Origin of the sequence: Corallococcus sp. AB038B (genome assembly GCF_003668955.1) — a bacterium.
In the GTDB taxonomy this organism is placed as follows: domain Bacteria; phylum Myxococcota; class Myxococcia; order Myxococcales; family Myxococcaceae; genus Corallococcus; species Corallococcus exiguus.
The window spans coordinates 75,979-101,042 of sequence record NZ_RAWO01000013.1; the positions used below are offsets into that span (position 1 = coordinate 75,979).

General features: G+C 70.1%; 19 protein-coding genes. 12 read left to right on the plus strand and 7 right to left on the minus strand.

Annotation, left to right across the window (positions count from 1 at the left end; translation table 11 throughout):
- Positions 1 to 101: 101 nt before the first annotated feature.
- Both D7Y04_RS34705 and D7Y04_RS34710 read left to right on the plus strand, forming a co-directional pair.
- Positions 102 to 743, plus strand: coding sequence for a hypothetical protein (locus D7Y04_RS34705; protein WP_233601718.1), 642 nt, complete (start codon positions 102 to 104; stop codon positions 741 to 743).
- Between the two features lie 5 nt (positions 744 to 748).
- Entirely contained in the window at positions 749 to 1,225 is a 477-nt protein-coding gene (locus D7Y04_RS34710; protein WP_120595741.1) for an SMI1/KNR4 family protein, read from the plus strand.
- Positions 1,226 to 1,508: 283 nt separating this feature from the next.
- Here D7Y04_RS34710 and D7Y04_RS34715 read toward each other — a convergent pair whose 3' ends face one another.
- Positions 1,509 to 3,809 carry a S8 family serine peptidase gene (locus D7Y04_RS34715; protein WP_121762098.1) on the minus strand — a complete coding sequence of 767 codons (2,301 nt, stop codon included), beginning with the start codon at positions 3,807 to 3,809 and terminating at the stop codon, positions 1,509 to 1,511.
- A 235-nt stretch (positions 3,810 to 4,044) separates the two neighbouring features.
- Here D7Y04_RS34715 and D7Y04_RS34720 point away from each other — a divergent pair, with 235 nt between their 5' ends.
- The 4 genes from D7Y04_RS34720 (at position 4,045) to D7Y04_RS34735 (ending at position 8,551) form a co-directional block, all read left to right on the plus strand.
- Entirely contained in the window at positions 4,045 to 5,463 is a 1,419-nt protein-coding gene (locus D7Y04_RS34720; protein WP_121762099.1) for a hypothetical protein, read from the plus strand.
- Between the two features lie 69 nt (positions 5,464 to 5,532).
- On the plus strand, positions 5,533 to 6,345 hold the full coding sequence (locus D7Y04_RS34725) for an STM4013/SEN3800 family hydrolase (protein ID WP_121762100.1): 813 nt from the start codon (positions 5,533 to 5,535) through the stop codon (positions 6,343 to 6,345).
- Positions 6,342 to 7,655, plus strand: coding sequence for an STM4012 family radical SAM protein (locus D7Y04_RS34730; protein WP_121762101.1), 1,314 nt, complete (start codon positions 6,342 to 6,344; stop codon positions 7,653 to 7,655). The genes D7Y04_RS34725 and D7Y04_RS34730 overlap by 4 nt, the downstream gene beginning before the upstream one ends.
- Complete coding sequence (locus tag D7Y04_RS34735) at positions 7,652 to 8,551, plus strand: STM4011 family radical SAM protein (protein WP_121762102.1); 900 nt, start codon at positions 7,652 to 7,654, stop codon at positions 8,549 to 8,551. The genes D7Y04_RS34730 and D7Y04_RS34735 overlap by 4 nt, the downstream gene beginning before the upstream one ends.
- Here the strand turns inward: D7Y04_RS34735 and D7Y04_RS34740 are convergent.
- The 3 genes from D7Y04_RS34740 to D7Y04_RS34750 all read right to left on the minus strand — a co-directional run bounded on the left by D7Y04_RS34740 (position 8,518) and on the right by D7Y04_RS34750 (position 12,305).
- Positions 8,518 to 9,654: an STM4014 family protein gene (locus D7Y04_RS34740; RefSeq protein WP_121762103.1), complete on the minus strand. Its 1,137-nt coding sequence runs from the start codon at positions 9,652 to 9,654 to the stop codon at positions 8,518 to 8,520. The two genes, D7Y04_RS34735 and D7Y04_RS34740, sit on opposite strands and share 34 nt — an antisense overlap.
- Before the next feature lie 9 nt (positions 9,655 to 9,663).
- Entirely contained in the window at positions 9,664 to 11,019 is a 1,356-nt protein-coding gene (locus tag D7Y04_RS34745) for a WGR domain-containing protein (RefSeq protein WP_121762104.1), read from the minus strand.
- Between the two features lie 62 nt (positions 11,020 to 11,081).
- On the minus strand, positions 11,082 to 12,305 hold the full coding sequence (locus tag D7Y04_RS34750; RefSeq protein ID WP_233601719.1) for an OmpA family protein: 1,224 nt from the start codon (positions 12,303 to 12,305) through the stop codon (positions 11,082 to 11,084).
- Between the two features lie 298 nt (positions 12,306 to 12,603).
- Here D7Y04_RS34750 and D7Y04_RS34755 point away from each other — a divergent pair, with 298 nt between their 5' ends.
- Together D7Y04_RS34755 and D7Y04_RS34760 are read left to right on the plus strand one after the other, a co-directional pair.
- Complete coding sequence (locus D7Y04_RS34755) at positions 12,604 to 13,326, plus strand: biotin/lipoyl-containing protein (RefSeq protein ID WP_158627637.1); 723 nt, start codon at positions 12,604 to 12,606, stop codon at positions 13,324 to 13,326.
- A 7-nt stretch (positions 13,327 to 13,333) separates the two neighbouring features.
- Positions 13,334 to 13,882 (plus strand): hypothetical protein, encoded by a 549-nt coding sequence (locus tag D7Y04_RS34760; protein ID WP_121762106.1) that lies wholly within the window; start codon positions 13,334 to 13,336, stop codon positions 13,880 to 13,882.
- Here D7Y04_RS34760 and D7Y04_RS34765 read toward each other — a convergent pair.
- Both D7Y04_RS34765 and D7Y04_RS34770 read right to left on the minus strand, forming a co-directional pair.
- Complete coding sequence (locus D7Y04_RS34765) at positions 13,870 to 15,480, minus strand: ribonuclease H-like domain-containing protein (RefSeq protein ID WP_121762107.1); 1,611 nt, start codon at positions 15,478 to 15,480, stop codon at positions 13,870 to 13,872. The genes D7Y04_RS34760 and D7Y04_RS34765 overlap by 13 nt on opposite strands.
- A 16-nt stretch (positions 15,481 to 15,496) precedes the next feature.
- Complete coding sequence (locus tag D7Y04_RS34770) at positions 15,497 to 17,917, minus strand: DEAD/DEAH box helicase (RefSeq protein WP_172817829.1); 2,421 nt, start codon at positions 17,915 to 17,917, stop codon at positions 15,497 to 15,499.
- Positions 17,918 to 18,101: 184 nt separating this feature from the next.
- Between D7Y04_RS34770 and D7Y04_RS34775 the strand changes: the two genes are divergently transcribed.
- Positions 18,102 to 19,349: an SLC13 family permease gene (locus tag D7Y04_RS34775; protein WP_121762108.1), complete on the plus strand. Its 1,248-nt coding sequence runs from the start codon at positions 18,102 to 18,104 to the stop codon at positions 19,347 to 19,349.
- On the opposite strand, the gene D7Y04_RS34780 is transcribed toward D7Y04_RS34775, so the two are convergent.
- Positions 19,346 to 20,158: a hypothetical protein gene (locus tag D7Y04_RS34780; RefSeq protein WP_171807475.1), complete on the minus strand. Its 813-nt coding sequence runs from the start codon at positions 20,156 to 20,158 to the stop codon at positions 19,346 to 19,348. The two genes, D7Y04_RS34775 and D7Y04_RS34780, sit on opposite strands and share 4 nt — an antisense overlap.
- Before the next feature lie 91 nt (positions 20,159 to 20,249).
- Here D7Y04_RS34780 and D7Y04_RS34785 point away from each other — a divergent pair, with 91 nt between their 5' ends.
- Genes D7Y04_RS34785 through D7Y04_RS34795 form a run of 3 tightly spaced genes read left to right on the plus strand, consistent with a single transcriptional unit; the run spans position 20,250 to position 25,061 of the window.
- Entirely contained in the window at positions 20,250 to 21,008 is a 759-nt protein-coding gene (locus tag D7Y04_RS34785; RefSeq protein WP_233601720.1) for a general secretion pathway protein GspE, read from the plus strand.
- A 7-nt stretch (positions 21,009 to 21,015) separates the two neighbouring features.
- Positions 21,016 to 22,941: a hypothetical protein gene (locus tag D7Y04_RS34790; RefSeq protein WP_121762110.1), complete on the plus strand. Its 1,926-nt coding sequence runs from the start codon at positions 21,016 to 21,018 to the stop codon at positions 22,939 to 22,941.
- Entirely contained in the window at positions 22,938 to 25,061 is a 2,124-nt protein-coding gene (locus D7Y04_RS34795; protein ID WP_121762111.1) for a hypothetical protein, read from the plus strand. The genes D7Y04_RS34790 and D7Y04_RS34795 overlap by 4 nt, the downstream gene beginning before the upstream one ends.
- Positions 25,062 to 25,064 lie beyond the last annotated feature (3 nt).

The window sequence follows — 25,064 nt, forward strand, 5'->3', positions numbered from 1 at the left end:
GCCCCGGATGCGACCGGAGCCCGCGCACGGAAGCGACCCAGAAGGCACGCCGCGACTTTCCGACTTAACTTGCCGCTTTCGCCGTGTTGTCATGGATTGAAGTGGCGGCCACTTTCACCATCCGCAGCCTCGCGAGCGCAGCCGTGCTCCTCGCCCTCGTCGGGTGCGGCTCGGCCACTGTCGGCGGGGGCGGCAGTCCGGCGCGCGCGAAGTGGGTTGGGTCGGTCGTCAGAACTCCGGACGGCGGACAGCTCCGCACGACCATCTACTACGGGCCCTGGCATTGCAGCGCCGCGTTCCTGTCTCGATGCGAGTCGAAATGCGCAGCGCAAGGCTACCCGCTCATGGGCTGCATGTGGCTGGCCGACATCAAGGGGGACTGGCAGGGGCGCTACCTCTTCCTGCCTGCGGAGGCCGGCGGCCGCCTTGCCATCACCCACTGCTGCTGCGACTACCCGAAGGTATCTGACGGAAAGTGGCGCCGGGACACATGGAAGAACTCTCGTAACGCGTTCCGCGATGAGTGGGGCCGCGAGTTCGGTGGCTGGCCATCGACGGGCGGTGCGAACTGGCAGGGGCACCATATTTTCGACCTGGGGCACGGCGGGGTGCCAGTGGCCCGCGACAACGTCCTCCCGGTGCCCGACGACGTACACGGCGTGCTCAACCGGGAGTATCCCGCCTGTTACGCGCCGGGTGGCCAGTGGCTGAAGCCGGGCCCCGAGCGCCCCTACGTGGATTGACTGTCATGCCCATGGACTCACTCCTGGCCGAAGTCTCCCGGCGCCACTTCCCCAACGCGCCCGCGACGCTCGCGCAGTTGGCCGCCTTCGAGGCGCGCGTCGGGTGGGAACTGGACGAGGACCTGCGAGCCTTCTACCTGCACTGCGACGGGTGCACACTCTTTGCGCCACGGGCCGATGCACTCTACCGCGTCTTGCCGCTCGCGGAGATCCGCCGCGCCCGCTTGGCCATCCGAGCCAGCGACGAGGACCGGGACGGGGCGCCGTCCGTATTCACGCTGGTGGACATGCAGGACTCCGACTACGTCGTCCTGGACAGCACCCAGCGCGAGGCGGGCCACTACCCACTGTTCGACGCCTTCCATGAGACATTCCCGGAGGAGATGGAGCGCATCGCATCCAGCTTCGCCGAGTTCCTGGAGCAGGCGCTGCGCAGCGGCAACCGTGCATTCTGGTTGAGCGGCGAGCCACCAAGTAGCTGAGGCTGAGACATCCAAGCGTCGATGCTGCTTGACCAGTAGCAGCTGACAGCAATGGATCCCGAGTATCCACCTCTTCGGGCTCGGGCGATTCCAGTATGTCAGGAGACGAAGGGCAGGCGCCGGAAGCCCAGGAGGTCGGGCCGGTGCTCCACGAGCCCGTCCCTGCCCGTCCTCCAGCGCGCCACGAAGCCCGTGGTCCAGCAGCAGGCCCCCGCGCAGCCCGCCGAGCACTGACCGCGACGGCGCGGGCCCCGGACACGACCGGAGCCCGCGCTCGCGACGGCTACGGCGACTTCGAAGTGACGGTCACGCCGCTCACCACCAGGGCGTAGTCAGCGTCCACCGCGGTCGTCTCCGTGTGGGCGTCCTGGACCACCTCATCCGCCAGGACCGTCACCGTCCACGTGCCCGCGGCCGGGTTCGCGAGGAAGACGTTCTCCACGGTGTCCACCTTGTTGGACACGCCGCCGGACGTGGACACGTTGCCCGCCGTCAGGCCGTTGTTTCCCCAGTACACGGTGCCGTTGGGCGCCGTCACGCGCAGGGACAGGTCGTTGATGCGCGCCCGCGCCGCGCCCACCGTGCCCATCGGATCCATGTAGACCATCGTGACGTTGAGCTCCGGCTCGCCACTGGCCACGGTGACGCTGTACGTCCGGGAGCCGAGCGGCGCGAGGACGTCCGTCTCGTCCACGACGAACGTCTTCGCGGCGCGGTCATACAGGCGCTTCACGTCCGACGTTCCCCAGCCCTGCTTGTTGCGGTCGATGTCCGCGTTGGCGCCGCCGGCCAGCCAGTTGTACTTGGACGCGCCGTTGATCATCAGCGCCTTGGCGGTGGTCATCTTCGGGCGGCTGGTGAAGACGTCCGCCTTCTTGCCGTGGCCGGCCCACACGCCCTCGTGCCACATCTGGTGCAGCAGGCCGAAGAAGCCCGCCGTCTGCGGCGTGGCGGAGCTGGTGCCGCTGAACTCCGTGTACGCGGTGTCCGAGGAGCCGTACGCGCCCCGCACGTTGTCGTAGTAGAAGGCCAGGTCCGGCTTGATGCGGCCGTCCGCCGCCGGGCCGATGCTCGCGCCCGACGACCAGCGATCATCCGTGCGGGCCTGCGTGTTGTAGTGCCGGATGCCGCCCACGGAGACGATGTTCTTCGCCCACGCCTGCGGCCGGGAGTTGCGCGTGCCGTTGTTGCTCTGCGACTGCGTGCTGAGGAGGGGCGCCTTGAACAGGTAGTCGTCCACCTCCGCGGAGATGGTCGTGTACGCCGTCGTCAGCGTGCTGCCCACGCTGGAGGTCTGGAACACCGCGCGGTAGGGGCCGTTCGGGTTGAGCAGCTCCTGGTTCATCGCGAGCCGGGACTTGGTGCCGCCGAACTGCGTGGTCTCCGAGTAGAGGAAGAAGATGCCCTGCCCACCCGGCAAGATGCCCTTGGCCAGCGGATCCACGCCACTGGCGAAGTTGTGGCTGTAGCAGCTGGTGCCGTGCAGCGAACCGGAGGACGTGCCCGTGCTGTGGATGATGGGCGTCGTCGGCCACTCGCGGTGGGTGGTGCGCAGCTCGGTGTCGAAGATCTCCCCGCGCACGCCCTGCCCGTTCCAGCCCTTGAGCCCCTGGACGTAGTTGGCGCCGCCCGTCTCGCGCACGATGTCCATGTCCACCTCGCCGGGGCCACCCCAGCGGTCGATGAACTGCACCTCATTGGCGCGCGCGACCGAGGCCAGCTGCTCCTGGTTGAGCGTGGCCTCCACGCGCAGGCCGCCCGGCTCCACCAGGTCCACCTTGCCGCCCAGCCGCTCCACCAGCGCCGTCACGCGAGCCTGGCGGGCCGCGCCGCCCTCACCCAGCATGATGGAGTAGCGCTGGGGTGCCAGCGCCGCCGCCCGTCCGAGCAGCGCGTCCCGCAGCACCGGTTCCACGCGCCACTCCGGGTGGTAGTCCCCCACCCAGCGCACGGCCGGAAGCTGGGACACCCGCGCGCGGACCTCCGACGGCATCTCCACCAGGTACGTGTGGTCCGACAGGAAGCGCAGCACCTTGCCGCCCGCGTTCTCGATCGTCTCCCGGTACTCCGGCAGCGGCGTGCCATGGAACTGCACCAGCGACAGGGTGTTGTCCCGGTCCGCCACCAGCGCGTTGCCCAGCAGCGGCGCGGTGCGAGCCAGCGGGTCGAACGACGCCTCCGCCAACCGGATGAGGTACTCCTCCTGCTGCACGCGGCCCAGCAGCTCCGAGCCGCCGCGCGTGTACGCGGAGAAGGCGCGCTCCGTGCCGTCCGCCTGCCGCTCGCGCCAGACGTGCAGCTGCACACCGGTGTCCCGCACCACGTCCAGGCTGCGCAGGCCGCTGACCGGTCGCGCCGTCTGGTGGAACACCAGCCCCGATGGAGTGGCCAGCGTCGTGCCCCCTGCCTTGAGCGCCGTCGCCACCGCCGCGCCCGGCGCCGCCGGAGCCCGCGTGGCCGATGAAGGGGTGCGCTCCGCCGCGAGCGCTCCAGCCGGAACCGCCAGGGTGCAACCCAGCACCAGCGCCGTCACCGGCCGCCAGCCACCACGAGACGTCGAGAACTGCTTCCGCATGTTCTGCATGTCGTGCACTCCCTTCAAAGTGAGAATAACCTGTAATACGTATTACGACCGTATTTCAAGTCCTTGCCACTCAGTTGCAATAGGGCGTGCTTTTTGCGTCCGGGATGTTCGCTCCGAGTAGGTCCAGGTGGTTCTGGATGGGCTGAAGTAGCCGGAATCTCTCAAGAATCAGGAGTGTAAGAGCCACACACTGAGCGGAAACAAACCGTCGGAAAGGTCGATAACCTCAATACACATGACTTCCATCAATCCGAACCGTCCCGCTCCGACCTTCCAGCCGACGCAGTCGACGGTTCCCGCCAACCGCCCCGCGAGCGCGCCGCAGCCGCAGGCGCCCGCGCAGCAGCCGCCCGAGGCTCAGGCCGCGGCGGAGCGCAACCGCGACTCGTTCTCGCCCGCCGCCGCGCTGCGCCCCTCGGGCCGCGCCCGGGTGACGACGCAGGGTGACAACTTCGTCCTGGAGGCCCAGGGCCAGGTGGGCAACCGCGGCTCGACGCCCCGTGGCGGCGTGCCGACGCGGCTGGGGACGGCGAACGCGAGTGGTTCGTTCGGGCTGCAGGGCAGCCTGCGCGTGGAGGTGCCGCGCGAGGGCGCCACGGACGCCATCCGCAATGGCCAGCTGCCCAACCCCGCCTCTCCGGAGACGTGGCCGGTGGGCACCCGCGCCCGGGCGGAGGTCCAGGGCCAGGCGGGCTTCAACGCGGGCCTGCGCGCGGGCCCGGGCCGGCTGGGCGAGCGGCTGGGGCTGAGCACGTCGTACGACCGCACCCAGACGCAGCGCTATGAGGTGCAGCGCACGTCGGAAGACACCGTGCGCGCCACGGTGACCAGCGACGGCCGCCAGCGGGACGCCACCAACATCCGCGGCCTGGAGGGCCGGCAGGATCAGCGCCTGGGGCACACCCAGTCCGCGGACTTCAACATCCGCACGCCGGAAGGCCGCGCGGCCTATGACGACTTCATGCGCACCGGCCAGCTGCCCCGCGAGAACGGTGCGGGCGTGAGCAACGTGAACCGCACGGACACGCTGGACCAGACCCGCGAGGGCCGCGTGCTGGGCCGCGAGGTGGCCACCACCGAGCGCCAGACGCGTCTCACGGCGGACGGCGCGGGTGATCAAACCGTGCGCCAGACGGACCGCAACGTGGCGGGCAGCACCCAGTCCACGGAGATGCAAGTGGGCGCGGACGGCAACGGCCGGGCGCGCACGGCCATCAACGACTCCGTGGTGGCGACCACCACCACGCGTCCCGGCCAGCCTCCGGAGACGAGCTACGAGCTGACCTTCACGGATCCGAACGCGGCGGCCATGGCGCGCGGCGCCTTCTCCAGCGACGACGCGGCGGCGTCCGGCACCGGCCCGTTCACGGCGCGCCTCAACGAGCAGCAGGCGCGCGCGCTGGTGGAGCGCACCATGGGCCAGGGCCTGCAGGGCGGCCAGCAGGCGCTGGACCGCGCCTTCCGCACGCTGTCCACCAACGGGCAGCAGACCTTCGCCACGACGCTCTACAACTCGACCGTGGACACCCGGAACCCCAACGCCGCGCGCCGCCCGCTTGAGTCCATGCCGCCCGAGGCCGCCGCCCCGGCGCAGCCGCGGACCCCGGCTCCGGCGCAGCCGCGCCCCCCGGCCGAGACCGTCCCGATGTCGTAGTCCCGCCGTCCCGGGCGGGGTAAGGGACCTCCCATCGATGAGGTCCCCTCCCCGCCCCGCCTTGTCCGCATGCATGACCTGAACGCGCTGGTCGGCACACACGACCTGCTCTTCCTCACGCTGGACACGCTCCGCTACGACGTGGCCCGGGAGGAGTTGGAAGCAGGCCGCACCCCCACCCTGGCCGCGCTGCTGCCCGGCGGCAGTTGGGAGGAGCGGCACACCCCGGCGAGCTTCACCTACGCCGCGCACCAGGCCTTCTTCGCGGGCTTCCTCCCCACCCCCGTCACTCCGGGTCGGCACGCTCGCCCGTTCGCCCTGCGCTTCGAGGGCAGTGAGACGACGGGCCCCGGCACCTGCGTGCTGGACGCGCCGGACCTTGTCACGGGGCTGGCCGGGCGCGGCTATCACACGGTGTGTATTGGCGGGACGGGATTCTTCAACCAGAAGAACCCCCTGGGCCGAGTGCTCCCGGGCCTCTTCTCCGAGGCGCACTGGGCCCCGGAGCTGGGCGTCACCGATCCCCAATCCACGGAAAATCAAGCATCACTCGCAGTGAAAATCCTGGGGTCGCTGCCCCGGGAGCAGCGGGTGTTCCTGTTCATCAACGTCTCCGCGCTGCACCAGCCCAACCGGCACTACGTGCCCGGGGCGACGGAGGACTCCAAGGCGACGCACGCGGCGGCGCTGGCGTACGTGGACAGTCAGCTGCCGCCCCTGTTCCAGGCGCTGCGACGGCGCGGCCCGGCATTCTGCATCGTGTGCTCGGACCACGGCACGGCGTACGGCGAGGACGGCTACACGGGGCACCGGCTGGGGCACCCGGTGGTGTGGACGGTGCCCTATGGCCAGTTCGTGCTGCCGGTAGACTCCGAGCCATGACGCGCCTGGAGTCGATGCTCGAAGGGACGCCGTACGTGGCGTACCTGTACGGCTACCCGCACAAGACGGCGTACCGCCCGCTCACGCCCGCGCTGCCGCTGGAGGACGTCTGGGCGAAGGAGCGGCGGGACGCGCTGTTCCTCTACCTGCACGTGCCTTTCTGCGAGATGCGCTGCGGGTTCTGCAACCTCTTCACCGCCGCGGGTCCGAAGGAGGACGTCGTCGAAGCGTGGCTCGCCGCGCTGAAGCGAGAGGCCCACCGGGTGAAGGATGCGCTGGGGGCGACCACGTTCGCGCGGGCCGCGATTGGCGGTGGCACCCCCACCCTGCTGGATGTCGCGGGGCTGGAGACGGTGTTCGATCTGGCGGCGGAGCTGGGCGTGGACCCTCGCGACGTGCCCATGTCCGTGGAGGTGTCGCCGGAGACGGTGGACGCGGACAAGGTCGCGCTCTTGAAGGCCCGGGGCGTGGACCGGGTGAGCATGGGCGTGCAGAGCTTCCTGGAGGCGGAGGTCGCCGCGGTGAAGCGGCCGCAGAAGACGGCGCAGGTGGAGGCCACGTTGGATCTGCTGCGGAGCGCGGGCTTCCCCACGCTCAACCTGGACCTCATCTACGGCATCGAGGGCCAGACGGTGGAGACGTTCCTCCACTCGCTGGAGGCGGCGCTGCGGCACTCGCCGGAGGAGCTGTACCTCTACCCGCTCTACGTGCGGCCCCTCACCTTCCTGGGCAAGAAGTCGCGCGCGTGGGACGACCTGCGGCTGTCGCTCTACCGGACCGGCCGGGACTTCCTCCTGTCGCGCGGCTACACGCAGGTGTCCATGCGGATGTTCCGCGCGGCGCATGCTCCCGCGGCTCGTGGCGCGGTGTATCGCTGCCAGGAGGACGGCATGGTGGGCCTGGGCGTGGGGGCGCGCTCGTACACGGGCACGGTGCATTACTCGTCCGAATACGCGGTGGCCTCGCGAGAGGTGCGCGGCATCATCCAGGCGTACAGCGAACGGGACACGGCCTCCTTCGGTGAAGTGCGCTACGGCTTCGTGCTGGACGCGGCCGAGCAGCGCCACCGGCACCTGGTGCTGTCGCTGCTGGCGGAGGGCGTGGACCCGGGCGTGTACCGCCAGCGCTTCGGCACGGAGCCCAAGGCGGACTTCCCGATGCTCGCGGAGCTGGAGGCGCACGGGCTGGCGCGCGACGTGGACGGCGTGTTCCAGCTCACTCCCGCGGGCGTGGAGCGCTCCGACTTGATTGGTCCCTGGTTGGACTCCGAGGCCGTGCGCGCGCGCATGACGGAGTACGCCTGGCGATGAAGCTCACCGTGCTCTACCGGGGCCCGCTGTCCGGCTGTAACTACGGCTGCGAGTACTGCCCCTTCGGCAAGTGGAAGCAGAGCGAGGAGGAGCTGACGAAGGACCGCGCGGACCTGGAGCGGTTCCTCCAGTGGGTGGAGTCGCGCACGCAGGACACCGTGTCCGTGTTCTTCACGCCGTGGGGCGAGGCGCTCATCTGGCCCTGGTATCAGCAGGCCCTCGCGCGGCTGACGCACCTGCCCCACGTGGAGCGCGCGGCGGTGCAGACGAACCTCTCCTGCCGGCTGGATTGGCTCACGGACTGCCGCACGGAGAAGCTGGGCATCTGGGCCACGTACCATCCGGAGTGGATGAAGCGTGCGCGCTTCCTCGCGCAGTGCGAGCGGCTGTCGGAGCACGGCGTGCGCCACAGCGCGGGCATGGTGGGCTTCCGGCGCTTCGCGGACGAGGCCGAGGCTCTGCGCCGCGAACTGCCCGAGGACACGTACCTGTGGATCAACGCGGTCAAGGACGGCCTGGACGCGTACACGCCCGAGGACGTGGAGCGCTTCACCCGCATCGACCCGCTCTTCCCCATGAACAACACCCGTCACCCCAGCCGGGGCCGGGCCTGCCGTGGCGGCGAGTCCGTGCTGTCCGTGGACGGTGACGGCACCGCGTACCGGTGTCACTTCATCAAGGAACCGCTGGGCAACCTCTACGCGCCGGACTTCGACGCGGCGTTGAAGCCGCGCCCGTGTTCGAAGGACACATGCGGGTGTCACATCGGCTACGTGCACCTGGAGTACCTGGAGCTGGATCGCGTGTTCGGCTCCGGGCTGCTGGAGCGCGTCCCGGCGACGCGGCTGTGGACGGGCGGCGCTCAGCGCAGCGCTTCGCGAATCTCCCAGTCGTAGACGGACAGGCCGTCGCGCGTGAGGCCGGGGAGCAGGTCCCCGAAGGCGTTCGCCTCCAGCACGCGGTGGCCGTGGAAGAAGTCCTCGAACATCAGGTCGATGCCCACGTGGAGGCAGTCGTGCGCACGGGCCACGGCGCGGCAGCTCTCCATCGCGGCCTCCAGTTCGTTGGGTGGCACCGCTGCGTGGAAGGCGTCCAGGTCTCCCCGGTAGCCGCCCAGGTGAAGGTTGGTGATGGGCAGGCGGCTCTGGCGCACGACGGTGAAGACGGGCTCGCCGCGCACCGTGAGGACGCGGCAGTCGAACAGGTCCCCACCCAGTCGTGCCTTGGGCCGGGCCTCCTCCACCTGTGAGCCCTCGCGCAGGAGGAAGGACAGCACTGCGTCCACCTCTCGCGCGTCCGTCACCCGGCGCACCTTGAGGGAGTTGAACCAGCCGGTGGTGCCCCGGTGCAGGCTGGTGAGCAACGAGCCTTGCGCCAGCCCAGGCCGGTACATGGCGAGGCACGACGCGGACGAACCGCAGGAGAGCTTCACGAACGCTTCGCGGAAGTTCGCTTCGCGCAACGCCTGGCGCAGGGCTTCCGGCGTGCTGCCCGGATCCACGTCCAGGAACGGCGGCACGGGGATGCCCAGGCTCGCGTACCGGCGTGACGTGATGCGCTTGTCGAACAGGTCCGCGATGGCGCGGGGTGAGGACAACACGCGCCAGTGGGGACGCTGCGCGAACCGATCGGACAAGTCCTCCAGCACGCGCAGGAAACCCAGGTGGTGCTGCCGGGGGCACAACACGCGGCCGTGCTCATCCGGCAGTGCATCCAGTTGCTCGGGCGTCACGGTGTCGCAGCCCGCGCCGAGCGCATCCGTGAAGCCGCGCTGGAGGATGGCGCGCTCCACGGCCGCGTCCTCCCCCGCCGCGTCGATGCGGACGATGCGCTCCGTGTCGGGGAGCTCCAGGAGGGTATCGGGCGCGCGGGCCACCGTCTCCCACGCCACCACGTGCGCGGGAGGTAGGCCGGCGCGGACCAGGGCCTCCTGGAAGAGCGTGACGCGCCGGTTCCCGGGGTTGCCGATGATCAGGAACGGCGGCGCGGCGGACGGCATGGAGCTGGGCTACTCGCCCACGGCGGCGTAGCGCGACTCCTCGTCGTAGGGCGTGCGCTGGTTGCCGCTCGCCACGGACTTCGCGACGTTGGCCACGGTCTTCTGCCCCGCCTTCGTGAGGAAGTTCTGGGTGACGTCCAGCGTCTTGAGGTGCGCGAAGGCCTTGGCGTTCTGGGCCAGCGTGTCCGCGCCCGCGTCGGTCATCGTGCCCATGGACAGATCCAACTCTTCGATTTGAGCGAGGATCTTCGACTTGGGCAGCGCCGCGCACAGCTCGTCCGTGAACTCGGAGTTGCGCAGCCCCAGCTTGCGCAGGGCCGGCACGCCCTCCGCGTCGAGCAGCGGCTTGAGGTCCTTCACCCCGCCGCTCGCGCCGTAGTTCTCCTGGCCGAACCAGACCTCCAGCGACTCCAGCTTCGGCCACTTCGCCTTCACGATGTCCTTCACCGTGCCCTGGTCGAGGCCTCCGGTCTCCACGGTGAACGACCGCAGCTCTGGCAGGTCGATCTTCCCGAACCCGATCTCACCGCCGCGCACGCGCAGCTCCTGGAGCTGGGGGTAGACCTTGTAGATCGGCTTGATGTCGCCCACCTGCGTCCAGGAGATCTCCGTCTCGTCCGGGAACTCGAAGTCGCCGATGAACAGCGAGCGCAACGGCGGCGCGGGCTTCGCCTTCGCGAGCACCTCCAGCGTTTCGTCGTAATCGTTCTCGCCGTCGAAGTTGGCCATGCCCAGGGTCAGGCGGCTCAGGAACCGCGCGGACGGATGGGCCAGCAGCTCGGCCAGCAGGTCCGGGATGTTCGCCGTGGAGTCGTAGTCCACCTGACCCAGCCGGGCCTCGCGGATGTAGCCCAGGTGCCACTCGAGCTTGAGGGTCTCGTCGGAGACGGCCTCCGCCAGCGACTCGCCCAGCAGCTCTCCCGAGTGGTCCTCGATGAACTTCGCGACCTTCTTGCGCGTGGCCGTGGCCGTCGCCGCGGGTACGTCCAGCGCGGAGTGCTGGAGCCGGATGAGCTCGGCGCGCGGATCGCCCTCTCCCTCCAGCCAGGCGGCGTACGCGAGGTAGCCCTTCGCGTCGTCGGGCTTCGCGAGGATGGCGGCCTCCAGGTCCGGGTTGACGGCGGACTCAGCGGTGGCCTCCGCGCCGTCGCTGTCCCCACCCTCGGCGAGCGTGTAGCCCTTGCGCTCCTTCTCGTGGACCTGCGCTTCGTAGGCCTTCTTCGCCTCTGCCTTGGAGTCGAACTCCTCGACCTTCTCCTGGCCGTCGGTGCCGATGCGGCCCCAGCGCTTGGTCAGCGTGGTGCCCTCCAGGGTGATCTCCCAGAACTTGCTGGAGCTGCCTTCCGTGAACTCGTAGCGAGGCATCGCGCGTCCCTTTGGCGAAGAACGCCCGGGACGCTAGAGGAGCCCTCCAGCAACCTCAAGGCTCAGGGACGCAGCAGCACCAGCTCCACGCGGCGGTTGAGCTCACGTCCGCGAGGAATCAGGTTGGGAGCCTTGGGATTGCGGTCGCCCAGACCCACGGCCTCCACGCGGGACGGGGCAACGCCGGCGCGGACGAGCATGTCGGCCACGGCGCGGGCGCGGGCGTCGGAGAGGCTCTGGCGCGCGGGCTCGGGGACCTCGCGCGAGTCGGTGTGGCCCTCGACGCGAAGGCGGGCCTTCGGGTCGCGCACGAGCAGGTCCACCGCCAGCTCCAGGCCCGCGAGCGTGGCCTTGGTGGGCACGGGCTTCTTCTCGTCGAAGCTCAGGGGGTCGGGCAGCTCGATGCGGCCCTCCTGCACCTTGGCGGCCTTGGCGGCCTTGGGCGCGGGCACCAGCGCGAAGGCGAGCGACGAGTCCGCCCCGGCGGCCAGCTCCACCTGGCGCGTCTGCGCGAGGAAGCCGTCGGCGATGAGGTCCACGGTGTACGCGCCCGCGGACAGGGGCACGTCCTGTGGCTTCTTGCCGGGCACGGTGAGCTTCAGGGGCTCGCCCGTGCCGCGCACGAAGGCGGTGGCGGAGGTGGGCTTCTTCGACGTCACCTGGAGGCGCAGGCGGCTAGGCGCCACCGGAGGGCGCTCCACAGGCGGCGTCACGGAGACGACAGTCGTCGTGGGCTTCACGCCCGCGTCCAGCGGCGGCGTGGGCTGAACGACCTTCACCGGGACGCCGGCATCCACGGGCGCGGGCTTCACTGGCGGCGGCGCGGTGACGACGGCGGGCTCGTCCTGCGGAGGCTTGATCATCTCTGCGGTGACGGCGTGGGTGAGCTTGAGCTTGAGGCGCGGATCCGGCGCGTTGGGCACGACGCTGGGGGACGCCTTCACCACGACGCGCAGGCCGCGCTGGGTCTGGAAGCCGACGGAGGCGGTGATCTTCCAGAGGAAGCCGTTGGTCTCGCTGAACAGGCTCCAGGAGCCGTTGGTGTACGTGACGCGCGAGACGAGGGTGTGCTCGCCGGGTTCGACCTTCAGGACCGCGAGCCGATGGACACCGGGCGCGTTGAGCTCCTCCAGTCCCGGGACGGCGAGCGGTTCGCCATCCAGAAGGAAGTCGGTCTCCACGAGCCGGTAGCCGTCCTCGGGCTTGAAGCCCGCGAAGAGCACCTGCACTTCGGAGGGGGACTCGGGGACCATGTCGCGCAGCTGGCGTTCCAGCTCCGCACGCACCTGTTCCTCGCGCGTCGGCTCAGCCGCGAACGCGCCCGGAGCAAGGAGTCCGGCGAGGACCAGGGACCCGAATCTGAGGAAGGAAGAATCCACGAGGCGCACGCAGCATGGCACAAGGCGCCCCGGGGTGATGCAGGGATACATCCCTGTAGGGCGAGCAGGCGTGCGCGTCCGTCAAGTTTCAGGGACCCGGTTGAAGGCCTCGCGGTGAATCCCGCGTTCCAACCAGTCCTGGCGCAGGGAGGCCGGGATGGATCATCCTGTTCCGCACATGGATCCGCGGCCTGAATCCCCTCCGATGCCTGTCTCCTCCCCTCCCAAGCCGACGCCCCGCTTTTCACGGCGGGCATGGACCTGGAGCGCGGTGGGAGCGGTGGTGACGCTGGGAGTGCTCGCGGGGATGGTGCGGGTGGACCGGTCCGCGAGGGGGCAGGTGCTGCTCCAGCAGGGCGAGTGGGTGGACGTCCCTGCTCCGGCCGCGGGGCGAGTGATGTCGGTGGACGTGGGGCTGACCGAGAAGGTCAAGGCCGGGCAGGTGGTGGCGCGGCTGGAGACGGCGACCGGGGCAGCGGAGGTGGTGGCGCCGCTGGAGGCAATGGTGGGCCGGGTGGCGGTGACGAAGGGGGCCCAGGTGGAGGCGGGCCAGGTGGTGGCGGCCCTGATGAACCGGAACGTGTTGCCGTCGCTCAACGTGCTGTTCCCGGAGGAGTACCGGTCGGAGCTGGCCCCGGGGATGACGTTGGAGTTCCAGATGCCGGACATGCGCCAACCACTGGAAACGGTCATCGAGCAGGTGGAGGGCCCGGAGGAGTCGCTCCAGTTCGCGAAGGTGCAGCGGCGAGCCGAGGCGTACCCGAAAGGCGCGGTGCTGATCCGGGCGCACGTGCCGGCCCGGACCTACGAGCGTGACGGCAAGAAGCGCGTGTACCAGGACGGCGAGTCGGGCCGGGCTTACGTGAAACTGGGCACGCAGCGGTTGCTCGTCGCGTGGTTCCCGGGCTTGCGTGATGCGTTGCCGTGAGGCGGCCGTGTTGCTGTTTCTGGGGATCGCCGCCGGGTGTGCACGCGGGGTCGTGGCGGGCGCTGCCCCGGTGGAGGATGACCGTTCGATAGTCTTCCCGCAGTTCTTCGAACAGGCACCGATCCAGGTCGGCACATCCGAACAGCCCGTCGTGCTGGATGGAGCCGTGCTCCGCGCCCTGACCCAGGCGGTGGATGACTATCTGCCTCCGGACCGGTCTGAAACGGCGTGCACCGAACGGCGCACGTCTCATGTCTTCAGGGTCATCCAGCGTGAAGACATCGTCTTCGTTCGCATCGACATGGACCCGTCGGCATGCGGCGGAACCCGGCCAGGACTCGATTCCGGGGTCCGGTATGCCATCAGCCGTGATGGCCGCATCCTTCGCCGGATCCTGGATGGGATGGAGCCGTACATCCCTTTCGCGGACGGCGGTGTCATGGAGAAGGCCGCCCCTGGCGTCTCACCCTCTTTCGATCCGGCGCATCCGCTGCCCCTGCCCTTCCAGGACGCATCCTCGGACGCTGGCCTTGCGCCCGACGCTCAGGCCCCCTGACGCGACAGGCGCCGCTCCAGGCGCTCCAGGCGGAGCTGGTGGTCCTCCGGCAGCTCCACCGGGGCGGCGAGTCTGGCGTGGTACAGGGCCCGGGGCAGGTCCTTGAGGGAGTGCTCGTAGAGCTTCGTCAGGGACAGGTGCAGCACCGCACCCTGTCCGGGCTTCGCGAACGTGAGCGCACGCTGCAGGTGCGCCACCGCCGTCTCGCAGTCCCCCGAGCGGCGGCAGAGGCGCGAGGCCAGCACCAGCGCTTCGATTCCCACCGGGCCTCCGCTCTCCGCGGCGGCCTTCGCGAACGTCAGCGCCCGCGCCGCGTCCCCTGCCCTCTCCGCCACCTGCGCGAAGCCCAGCAGATCCCGGGGGTCCTGTTGCTCCGAGCCTTCGGACTGGAAGCGGCGCACCAGATCGCCCATCAGCGCCGCCAGCAGCAGCAGGTCCTTCTGGTTGTGCTCCAGCACCGGCACCAGCTCCGAACCGTCCGTGCCGCGCAGGAAGCGGAAGTACAGCTCCGGGATCTGCGAGCCGTCCACGTCCCCCACCCGGTGATGCCCCAGCACCTTCGACTCCAGGTGCACCAGCCGCGCGCCTTCGCCCCGGTGCTTGAACACGCGCCGCGCGCAGTGCAGCAGGTCCAGGTGCGGCAGCTCCTTCGGCACCGGCACGCGGTTGAGCACGAAGCGCGTGCGCAGCAGTGGCCAGTCGAAGCTCTTGCCGTTGTACGTGACCAGACAGGACGACGATGCCATGCGCTCGGCCAGGAGGCGCAGCATGGGCGCCTCTTCTCCCATGCGCCGCAGGAAGAGCTGCTGCACGCGCATCGAGCGGCCCTCGAACCAGCCCAGGCCCACCAGGAACGGCACCGTTCCCGTTCCGCCCGCGAGCCCCGTCGTCTCCGTGTCCAGCATCAACATCCGCGTGAAGTCCACTGACTCCAACTCCGGATGCAGCGCCAACCCCGCGACCAGCCGCGCCTCCACGTCGAGCGCCGCCGCCACTGGCGCCGTGCCGTGACGGTGGTCCGGCGCATACAACTGCTCGGCCACGTGCACCGTGCCATGTGGCGTCGACCGGGCCTCCACTGGAAGCGCCCGGGGCTCGGGAGCCGGCGCCACCGCTTTCCGAGCGGACGCCGTGCCCTGACGTTCCGACCAGAACGACAGCATCTGGCGCAGCGCTTCCACCCGGGGATCCGCGGGACCGTCCGCCGCACCACCGCGCTTCGCCGCGAACCGCCGCCGCGCCTCCTCGCGCAAATCCACGAGGCCGTCCGCCCGCGTGGCCGCGCGGTCAGCGACTTCCGTCCGCGCGGAGAGCCCGCTCGCCAACGCAGCCTCGGGAGCCCGTCCGCCGTCCGTGCCTTCGGCGTCGAGCGAGGGTTCCCCCTCCCCGTCCATCGACATGCGCTTGCGCAGCGCCTGGACCAGCACCTCCGCGATGGTGGTCGTCCCCGCCTCTTCCACCGGCGGAATCGGAGCCACCGCCGCGTCCTGCGCGCGCGCCTCCACCGCAGGTGTCTCCACCACGGTGTTCACGGGCGCCCGGGCCTGACTGCCGGGGCCCGCGCTGGAGAGTCGGGACAGCTTGCGCTTCAGATCCATGCCGCGCCCGTGCTCCTCACTGCACCCCGGCGACGCCGAGCGCCGCCAGCAGGTCCAACGCCAATCGCTTGCGCGGATGCGACCCCGACTGCGCGCTCCCCGGCTGCCCACCCGCCGCCGGCCCGATGCATGCCGGACACCCGTCCTCGCACGGGCACGACTCCAGCAGCTTGCGCCCTCGCAGGAGCAGTTCCTCGCGCTGATCGTACAGCCGCGCCGCCAGGCCCACTCCGCCGGGCACGTTGTCGTAGAGGAACAGCGTCGGGTCGAAGCCCACGCCTCCTTCCTTGCGCGGCGGACCGTCCGGCTCGTCCTTGCTGCCCAGCGTGCGGCCCAGGTCGCGCGGGTCGCTCATCAACCCCACGCACGCCACCGTGCGCAGCGCGGAACCCAGGCCTCGCAGCGCGTCGATGACCGCGGGCCGGGGCGCATCCATGCTCCGCACCACCGCCTCCGGCACCGTCAGCCACAGCGCCGACGTGTGCATCTGCATCTCCGGCAAACGCACGTCGCCGTAGCCCACGTTCTCGTGCGTGTGGAACTTGATCTTCTTGTACCCGACCACCTTCTCGATGACGGACACCTCGCCCAGCCCCGCGTGCAGCGAGGGCCCCAGCGGCGCTCCCTGGTCCTCCTGGATGACGCTCACGCGCACGTTCGTCATCGCGTCCGTGAAGTAGTCCGGCGCCACCTTCCGCACGAACGCCTTGTGGTTCTCCAGGTCCAGCATCTCCACCTGATACTGCTCGGAGTCGTGCTGGTAGATGGCCTGCTCGTGCAGCTGCGTGTGCGCCGAGCGGAAGTCCATCTCCGCCAGCGTCTTGTCCGTGCCGCGCTCGATGACCACCACGTTGTCCCAGCCCACGCTGCGCAACGACACGTGGTGCGCCGGATACGCGTCCGAGGACCAGTGGAACATCCGCCGCCCGCCCTCCGGCGCCTGCGACGGGTGCACCACCTGGTGCTGCGTGAGGAAGTCCAGCGCCTCCGTGGTGTTCTCCACCGGCACGTCGCCGAACGCGTCCCCTTCCTCGAAGGGCAGCTCGAACGCCGCGCACTTCAGGTGCTGGACCAAGATCTCCACGTTGTCCGGATCAATCCGCGCATGCTCCACCGGCGCTCCCGTGAGCGCGCGCGGATCCGCCGCGAAGTACTGATCCAACGGCGCGCTGGACGTCACCAGCAGCGCCAGGCTCCCCATGCCTCGCCGGCCCGCGCGGCCGAAGCGCTGCGCCAGCGCCGCCACGGAGCCCGGGTAGCCCGCGCACACCACCGCGTCCAGCGAACCAATGTCGATGCCCAACTCCAGCGCGTTGGTGGCCACCACGCAGCGCACCTCGCCCGCGCGCATCGCGGCCTCCGTCGCTCGCCGGGTGCCCGGCAGGTAGCCGCCCCGGTAGCCCTGGATGAGCGACGGATCCAGCTTCTCCTCCACGAACCGGTCGCGGAGGTACTTGAGCATCACCTCCACGTTGTTGCGCGACTGACCGAACAGCAGCGTGGACACCCCCGCGCGCACCAGGTCCGAGGTGAGCCGCACCGCGCTCTTCAGATAGCTGGCGCGGATGCCCAACTCCGCGTTCACCACCGGCGGGTTGTAGACCAACACCCGGCGCTCACCGGACGGCGCCCCGCTCTCCGACACGAGCGCCACTTCGCGCCCCAGCATCCGCTCCGCATGCGCCTTCGGATTGCCGATGGTCGCCGATGCCAGGATGAACGTGGGCGACGCCCCGTGGAACCGCGCCACCCGCTGCAACCGCCGCAGCACGTTCGCCAGGTGCGAACCGAAGACGCCCCGGTACGTGTGCAACTCGTCGATGACGACGTAGCGCAGGTTCGAGAACAGCCGCGCCCAGTTCGCGTGGTGCGGAAGGATGCCCGTGTGCAGCATGTCCGGGTTGGTGAGCACCACGCCCGCGCGCTCGCGAGCCGCCCGGCGCGCGTCCCCCGGCGTGTCACCGTCGAAGGTGATGGCGCCGTGGCCCAGGCCCGCCTCGCGCATGAAGGCGCGCAGCGACTCTTCCTGGTCGCGCGACAGGGCCTTGGTGGGGAACAGGTAGAGCGCTCGCGCTTCCGGCTCGCGCGCGAAGCGATCCAACAGCGGCAGGTTGTAGCAGAGGCTCTTGCCGGACGCGGTGGGCGTGGCGATGACCAGGCTCTCACCGTCGCGGGCCCGCTCGAAGGCTTCGGCCTGATGGGAGAAGAGCTGCTCCACGCCCCGGCGCTTGAGCGCGTCCCGGACCTGGGGAGCCAACCCCTCTGGCATCGGCGCGAACACGCCAGCGCGGGCCGGTGTCACGGCGTCATGGACGATGTTCGGCCACACCTGCCGGTCCGTCCGCCATCCCTGGAGGACGGCGTCCAGCCCGCGAGCCCCAGACCACGGCGTGCGGCGCGGGCCGGAGAAGGCCTCGGTTTCCTTCTCGGGCTTCATAGGGCCGGCCACTGTACAGACGTGTACCCGGAAGGACAACGCGCGTCAGGACCCACCACGGCGGTCTTTTGGGGGCCCATCACCCACATTCCCACCCGACAGTAGCCGGCCCGATTCCCTGCTGGGCAGGCGGCTCCTGGGGACCTCGACGGGTCCGAGGCGCGGACCCTAGTGTCCCGCGCCCGTGGCGCTCGCGATCTTCCTGTTCACTTACATCTTCATCGCCGGGGCGAGGCTGCCCTTCATCAAGCTGGACCGTCCCGGAGGTGCCCTGCTGGGCGCCACGCTGATGGTCGTCGCCGGGGCCGTCACGCCCGCGGAGGTCTTCGGTCACAGCTCGGACCGGAACCAGCAGGCCATCGACATGGACACCATCGTCCTCCTGCTGGGGATGATGCTGCTGGCCGTGTACCTGGCGCAGGCGAACTTCTTCCGCGCCGCCGGAGCCAAGGCCCTCAAGGTGGCGCACACGCCGCGGCTGCTCCTGGTGGCCGTGACGTTCGTGAGCGCGTTCCTGTCCGCGTTCCTCGTCAACGACACCGTGTGCCTGTTCCTCACGCCGCTGGTGCTGGTGGTGGTGGAGGACGCGCGCCTGCCGCCCGTGCCGTACCTGCTCGCGGTGTGCATGGGCAGCAACAGCGGCTCCGTGGCCACCTTCACCGGCAACCCGCAGAACATGCTGATCCAGGGCGCGTCCGGCCTGGGCTACGCGCGGTTCGCCGCGTACATGGCCCTGCCCGCCATCCTCTCCACCGTCATCGTCGCCCTGGCGCTGCTCTACCTCTTCCGCAAGGAGCTGCCGTCCGCGCGCTTCGACACGCACCCGCCCCCGCTGGAGGTGGACCGCCGGCTGCTCTCGCTGGGGCTGGGAGTCCTGCTGGGCGTGGTGGTGGCGTTCTTCGCCGGCCTGCCCATGAGCTGGAGCGCGCTCGCGGGCGGCGTGCTGGTGATGTCCCTGTCCGGGCACGAGCCGCGCGAAGCGCTGGAGCGCGTGGACTGGGTGCTGCTGCTCTTCTTCGCCAGCCTCTTCGTTGTCGTGCACGGGGTGAACAAGGCGGGCTGGGCGGACGAGATCCGCCACCTGTTCTCCCCGCTGATGGCCGGGCCGCCGTGGCGCGAGACGCTGGGCTTCGCGGGCCTGACGCTCGTCGCGTCCAACCTCTTCAGCAACGTGCCGTTCGTGATGCTCGCGCGCGCGTGGGTGCCGACCATGCAGGAGCCGGAGCTGGCGTGGCACGTGCTCGCGCTGGGCTCCACGCTCGCGGGCAACCTCACGCTGGTGGGCAGCGTGGCGAACCTCATCGTCTTCGAGGCCGCGCGCGACAAGGTCCGCATGGGCTTCGTGGACTACCTGCGCGTCGGCGTGCCCGTGACGTTGCTCAGCTTCGCCGTGGGCCTGGGAGTGCTCCTGGCGGAGCACGCCCTCTTCTAGGCATCCGGATCCGGCAGCTCGCCCGCGGGCAACTGGAGCTCGGACGGGGCGGGCGTGACGGCGGAGGGCACGGTGTCCGGGGCGGTGTTGCCCGCGGGGGCCGCGCCCTTGCGGTTGGGCGTCAGGTCCTTCACGAACATGTCCGCGACCTTGTCCAACAGGGCCGTCATGGCCAGGCGGAACAGCTCCGGCTCCTTGCCGACCTTGAACGGATCCAGGTGCTGCGCGCCCTGCTCCACCGCGTCCAGATCAAACGGCCGGCGCCACAGCTCCGAGCGCCCGTCCACCCGGAACATGCGCCCGTAACCCTTGAGGTAGGCCCCGGCGTGCCCGTCATCGCTGCGCATGCCGTAGTCCTGGATGACGAACTCCACGATGGTGTCCGCGCCCAGCGGGGCCATCAAGTCGTAGTCCGGCGCGTTGGCGGGCACCTCCTCCACGAGGAAGCTCTCCAGCGCGGAGGCCACCCGGGCGGGGTCCACCGCGTCCGTCCAGGGGGCCTCTTCCGGCAGGCGCGACAGGGTGGTGACGCGCAGGCGCTCGGAGAGCTCGAAGCGTGTCACCGCCTGCTGCAGCTTCACGGTGAGCCGGCGGTCGGCCTCCTTGGGCTCCAGCTTCTTGAGCTTGTCGGAGTACGCGCTGTCCTCCTGGAACACCTTGCTCTTGGGCCCCGCGCCGTCCTCGATGCGGGAGATGAAGGCGGGCCGCTGGACCCGGTCCAGGTCCGCGCCGGACAGGCGCTGGGAGGCGCAACCGGCGGTGAAGGCGACGAGGACTGCGGCGAATAGGACGCTTCGGCTTCGCACCATGGGCCTCAGGCTAGCCCATCCCCGTGCCCCTGGCCTGTTTGTGACCCACCGAAGGCCTGGGGACTGTCCGGCACTGATATGCTGCCCGGCCGTGAATCCTCCCCCTTCTGTTCCTCCCGGCCCGGGCCCCAACCGCAAGCGGCGGTTGGGCGAGATCCTGATGGACGCCGGCCTGCTCACTGAAACCCAGCTGCGGTCGGCGCTCGCCGAGCAGCGCAAGTGGGGCGGCCGGCTGGGCCTCACCCTGGTGCAGATGGGCGTCGTGGACGAGAGCTCCATGGTGCATGCCCTGTCGCGGCAGCTGGCCATCCCCACCGTGAACCTGGACACGCACGTCCCCGTCCCGAACGCCCTCCAGGCGCTGCGCGTGGACATCGCCGAGCGCTACACCGTCTTCCCCATCGCCTACGAGTCCGGCTCCAAGACGCTCACCGTGGCCACGTCGGATCCCACCAACGTGGAGTCCCTCCAGGAGCTGGCCTTCCACTCCGGCCAGAAGCTCCAGGTGGTGGTGGCGACGGCGTCCTCCATCGAGCGCGCCATCCGGCACCACTACCACGGTGAAGTCACCTCCACGGCCGCCACGCCGCTGAGCTTCGGCATGGACGAGGCCACCTTCGAGCTGGCCCCGCCGCAGCAGGCCGAACCCGTCGCGCCCCCGCGCCTCCCCACCCCGCCGCCGCTGGTGCGCGACGTGGAGCTGGCGTCGAAGGTGGAGGCGCTCACGCAGCAGGTGGCGGACCTGGAGCGCATGGTGGCGCAGCAGGCGCGCGTGATGCGCGCGATGATGGACGCGCTGGAGGCCCGGGGCGCGTTGACCCGCGAAGAGGTCCAGGCAAAGGCACGGTGAAAACAGCATGACGCTCCTCTTCTCCGAAAAGCTGAAGCTGGAGCTCACCGTCACCGCGGGCGAGCAGGCCTTCGCCATTCCCGGTGGACAGGTGCGGGACTTCTCGCTGCGGATGACGCCCACGGGCTTCAGCTGCGAGCTGACGTTCTGGACCTCGCTGGAGAAGGCGGACGCGGCGCTGTTCACCGCGTTCAGCAAGCCGGACCTGGTGCGGGTGCGGCTGGCGCTGTCCGGCGTCTTCAACCCTCCGCCCACGCCGCTGGTGGTGCAGGGCATCGTCACGGAGAAGCGCGTCGGCGGCACCGCGCACGGCAACAAGGACAGCGTGGCGGTGGCCTTCCGCCAGTACACGGTCCTCTTCGAGGACCCCGCGCGCGTGCTCTGGAAGCAGCACCGCCCGGTGGAGCTGCACACGGCGAAGAAGCTGTCGGACCTGCTGGACGCGCACAAGCCCGGCGGCCTGCTGCTCACCTACGACTGGGACGCGCTGGAGGCGAAGCAGGCCCTGGTGTGCCTGGGCATCGGGGATGACGACGCGGCCGCGAGCTTCTACGACTTCGTCCTCTGGTTCGTGGACACGCGCGGCGGCGTGCTCACGTACGACAGCCCCAAGGACACGTACACCTTCTCCGCGAAGAAGCTGGCCACGGGCACCGTCACCGGACTCAGCCGCAAGCACGTGTCGCGAGTGGACGTGGAGATGCCGCCCGTCATCCGTCACAGCACACGGGTGCTCAACGGCTTCGGAGCCGGAGCGACCACGGTGGCGCTGGAGCAGTCCCAGGCGGTGGCGGGCATCCAGCACGACATGCTGGTGCGCACACCCATCGCGACGGAGGCAGAGCAGCGTCAGTCCGTGGAGAAGGGACGCCTGCGCGTGCGCAAGCGGCGGCTGCGGCTGACTTTCTCCGACGTGCCGCCCATCGCGCTGCACCCGGGGGCACTCCTCAAGCTGGACGGAGGCCGCTGGAGTCCGGACCTCACGGGCCTGGGAGAGGACCATCGTGTCGCGGAGCTGGCCTTCGACGGCGTGGGGCTCCAGGCCGGTCCGCACGACGGGCAGCAGGAGACCATGCAGGGCTACACGGTCTCCCTGTCCGTGCTGCTGGAGCAGAAGTCGGATCCGGTGCCGGAGCTGCCCGCGTACCGGCCGCCCCGCTACCCCATCTACGTCGAGGGCAAGATGCACAGCCCCGGCGGCGAGGCAACGGACCGCATCTACCTGCAGGTGGATGATCAGAAGACCTCCGTGACGAACTACCGGGTGGCGATTCCCCTGTGGAACAAGACGGTGAGCGTGCCTGCGGAGCCCGGTGAGTTCCCCGGGGAGTTCTACTTCCCGCCGTACAAGAACGAGCGGGTGCTGGTGGCGCTGCACTTCGACCACGCGGCGCTGCACCGCTTCCTGGACTGGGGCGACGGCGTGCGCATGCCCCAGGACAGCCAGGGCGATCAGATCCTCTTCGGCAAGAGCGGCGCGAACCAGACGGCGCTCACGCACGACTTCAAGGACAACAAGCCGGTGTGGAACCTGGGGCGGGTGAACTCCAACGACACGGAGATCATCCGCCTGTCGGAAGGGCACCTGCTCATCCAGACGAAGGAGAACGCCGGCGGCGCCGCCACCACGCCCACGTACGACGTGACGCCGCAGGTGGAGACGGCGAAGGGCGATCTCACCGCGGGCGTGGACGGCGCGGTGAGCGACGCGACGGCGGCGTACAAGGAGTCCTCCGCGGCGGTGAACTCCAAGTTGAACGCGGCGACGGAGGAGACGGGCGCGGCCCTCTCCGCCGCGGAGGCCCAGGTGAAGGGCAAGGCCGCTGAATCCCGCGCCAAACTTACTGGCGCGCTCAACGGCGTGGATGGCCAGACGGGCGCGCTCTCCGGCGCCGCCGCTGAAGCCAAGGCCGCGCTCGCGGGGCTGAAATGAACGAGCTGCGCGCCACCGTGGCGAAGCACAAGGCAACCGTGGAGGGCTTCGGCTCCGGCATCACGCCGCGCCTCGCCACCGCGAAGGGCGAAGTGGAGACCCTGGCCCAGGGAGTCGTGGAGCAGGTCGCCGCGCTCCGTCCCTCCATCAGCGCGTCGCTGGGAGCGCTGCTCACGCAGGTGAACGCGACGAAAGTGACGCTGGCGGACCCCTCCCCCCGCTTCGATGCGCTGGCCACGGAGGTGGAGGGCCACCAGAAGACTCTGACCGCCTCCAGCACCACGGCGCGCACGCAGGCGGAGTCACTGGGGAAGGAAGCGACGGCGAAGAGCCAGGGGATGGAGGCGCAGGCGAAGTCGTCCGTGGAGTCGTCGCAGGGACAGCTCACCGCGCTCCAGCAGCAGGTGGCCCAGAAGTGCGACGCGGACAAGAAGTCCTTCGACGCGAAGCTCGCGAAGCGCAAGGGCTCCAAGGAGGAGACGGAGGCCCGCCGCGCGCAGGGCTACGCGCTGATTGATCAAACGCGCTCGCAGCTCACGCAGGACCTCACGGGCGTGGGGTCCACCCTCACGGCGGCGCTGGCGGCGGTGCTGGTGCGGCTGACCACCTCGCGCGACGCGGCGACGAGCCGGAGCACCCAGCTCACCTCCACGCTGGACGGCGCGGTGAAGAACCCCGTGAGCGCGCTGAAGACGCTGCACCAGGAAATCCTCAACGCGGGCACCACGGCGAAGGACACCCACAAGCAACAGCAGTCCGTGCTGGAGGGCCAGCGCAAGACGCTGGTGGATCAGCTGATGGCCGCGGCGACCGCGTCGGCCGCCATCGTGGATCCGCTGGACACCCAGGTGGCCCCGTCGCTGACGGCGGGCAAGACGCAGGCGGACGGGGCGCTGGACACGCTGGGCAAGACGATTGGCGGCCAGGTGGCCAGCGTCACCGCGCAGCTCACGGCGGTGGAGAAGCTCATCGAGCAGGTGCAGAAGCAGGTGGAGACCGCCATCAAGACGGTGAGCGGCACCATTGACAGCGTGGTGCAGGGCGCGCTCACGGCGGTGGAGACCGTCAAGGCGCCGCTGAAGGCCACGCTCGAGGCGGCCTTCACCACGCTGGACACGCTGGTCGCGACCGTCAGCGCCCTCAAGCAGCAGGTGATGGCGCTGTTCGAAGCGCTGCCGCAGATGCTCGAGCAGCTCCAGACCCTCTTCCAGCAGATCGTCGGCTCGCTGGAGTCGCTGCTGGAGCGGGCCATGGGCCTCCTGGAAGCCATCCCGGCCGCGGATCTGCCCAAGCCGCTGGTGAACCCCGCGGTGCAGGGCATCAGCCAGGTGGTGGGGCAGATCACCACGCAGCTGGGCACCCTCTCCTCCCAGGTGGGCACGCAGCTGCAGGCGGTGCAGAAGACCATCGTGTCGCAGGTGGAGACGGTGCAGACCCAGGCGCAGACGCAGATTGACACGGCCACGACGCAGGCCGTGACGCAGATGGGCACGCTCACCCAATCCATCCTCCAGGGCATCGAGCAGGCCACCGCCCAGGTGGGCCAGATTGTCGCCGCGGCCGTCACGCAGATCGGCACCGTGAAGGATCAGGGCGTGCAGCAGATTGAGACCATGAAGCAGCAGGTCGCCGCCCGGGTGACGCCGCTGGACACGCAGGTGCCCCAGCGCCTGGAGGCCCTGGACGCGCAGGTGGGCTCCGGCATCGACGCGGCGGTGCAGGCCATGCAGACGGCGAGGGACTCAGCGGCGGGCCAGGTGACGTCCGCCAAGGGCCGGCTGGACTCGCAGCTGGGCGGCACGAAGACGTCCGTGGCGGCCGGGCTGACGTCGCTGGAGCAGGCTCGCAAGAGCGCGGACACGTCGCTCGCCACCCAGGCGGACTCGGCGCTCGCGGCCTTCAAGCAGCGCGCGGAGGGCCTGAAGACGGGCGCCCAGACGCAGGTGGACTCCATCTCCACCCAGGCCACGGGGCAGAAGCCCCAGCTCCTCTCCCCTCTCGACGCGATTGGCACCCAGCTTCAGGGGGGCGCCTTCGCGAAGCCAGTGACGGCGGCGAACGGACGCGTGACGTCCGCGCTCAACGCGCTGGGGCCCCAGCTGGACGCGCTCGCGTCCTAGCCG

What these genes read in the sequence shown, in the direction of transcription:
- D7Y04_RS34710 (WP_120595741.1), top strand. Translation starts at nt 749, where the DNA reads ATGCCCATGGACTCACTCCTGGCCGAAGTCTCCCGGCGCCACTTCCCC.
- D7Y04_RS34735 (WP_121762102.1), top strand. Translation starts at nt 7,652, where the DNA reads ATGAAGCTCACCGTGCTCTACCGGGGCCCGCTGTCCGGCTGTAACTAC.
- D7Y04_RS34780 (WP_171807475.1), bottom strand. Translation starts at nt 20,158, where the DNA reads ATGGTGCGAAGCCGAAGCGTCCTATTCGCCGCAGTCCTCGTCGCCTTC.
- D7Y04_RS34755 (WP_158627637.1), top strand. Translation starts at nt 12,604, where the DNA reads ATGCCTGTCTCCTCCCCTCCCAAGCCGACGCCCCGCTTTTCACGGCGG.
- D7Y04_RS34795 (WP_121762111.1), top strand. Translation starts at nt 22,938, where the DNA reads ATGAACGAGCTGCGCGCCACCGTGGCGAAGCACAAGGCAACCGTGGAG.
- D7Y04_RS34720 (WP_121762099.1), top strand. Translation starts at nt 4,045, where the DNA reads ATGACTTCCATCAATCCGAACCGTCCCGCTCCGACCTTCCAGCCGACG.
- D7Y04_RS34770 (WP_172817829.1), bottom strand. Translation starts at nt 17,917, where the DNA reads ATGAAGCCCGAGAAGGAAACCGAGGCCTTCTCCGGCCCGCGCCGCACG.
- D7Y04_RS34730 (WP_121762101.1), top strand. Translation starts at nt 6,342, where the DNA reads ATGACGCGCCTGGAGTCGATGCTCGAAGGGACGCCGTACGTGGCGTAC.
- D7Y04_RS34725 (WP_121762100.1), top strand. Translation starts at nt 5,533, where the DNA reads ATGCATGACCTGAACGCGCTGGTCGGCACACACGACCTGCTCTTCCTC.
- D7Y04_RS34715 (WP_121762098.1), bottom strand. Translation starts at nt 3,809, where the DNA reads ATGCAGAACATGCGGAAGCAGTTCTCGACGTCTCGTGGTGGCTGGCGG.
- D7Y04_RS34765 (WP_121762107.1), bottom strand. Translation starts at nt 15,480, where the DNA reads ATGGATCTGAAGCGCAAGCTGTCCCGACTCTCCAGCGCGGGCCCCGGC.
- D7Y04_RS34740 (WP_121762103.1), bottom strand. Translation starts at nt 9,654, where the DNA reads ATGCCGTCCGCCGCGCCGCCGTTCCTGATCATCGGCAACCCCGGGAAC.
- D7Y04_RS34745 (WP_121762104.1), bottom strand. Translation starts at nt 11,019, where the DNA reads ATGCCTCGCTACGAGTTCACGGAAGGCAGCTCCAGCAAGTTCTGGGAG.
- D7Y04_RS34790 (WP_121762110.1), top strand. Translation starts at nt 21,016, where the DNA reads ATGACGCTCCTCTTCTCCGAAAAGCTGAAGCTGGAGCTCACCGTCACC.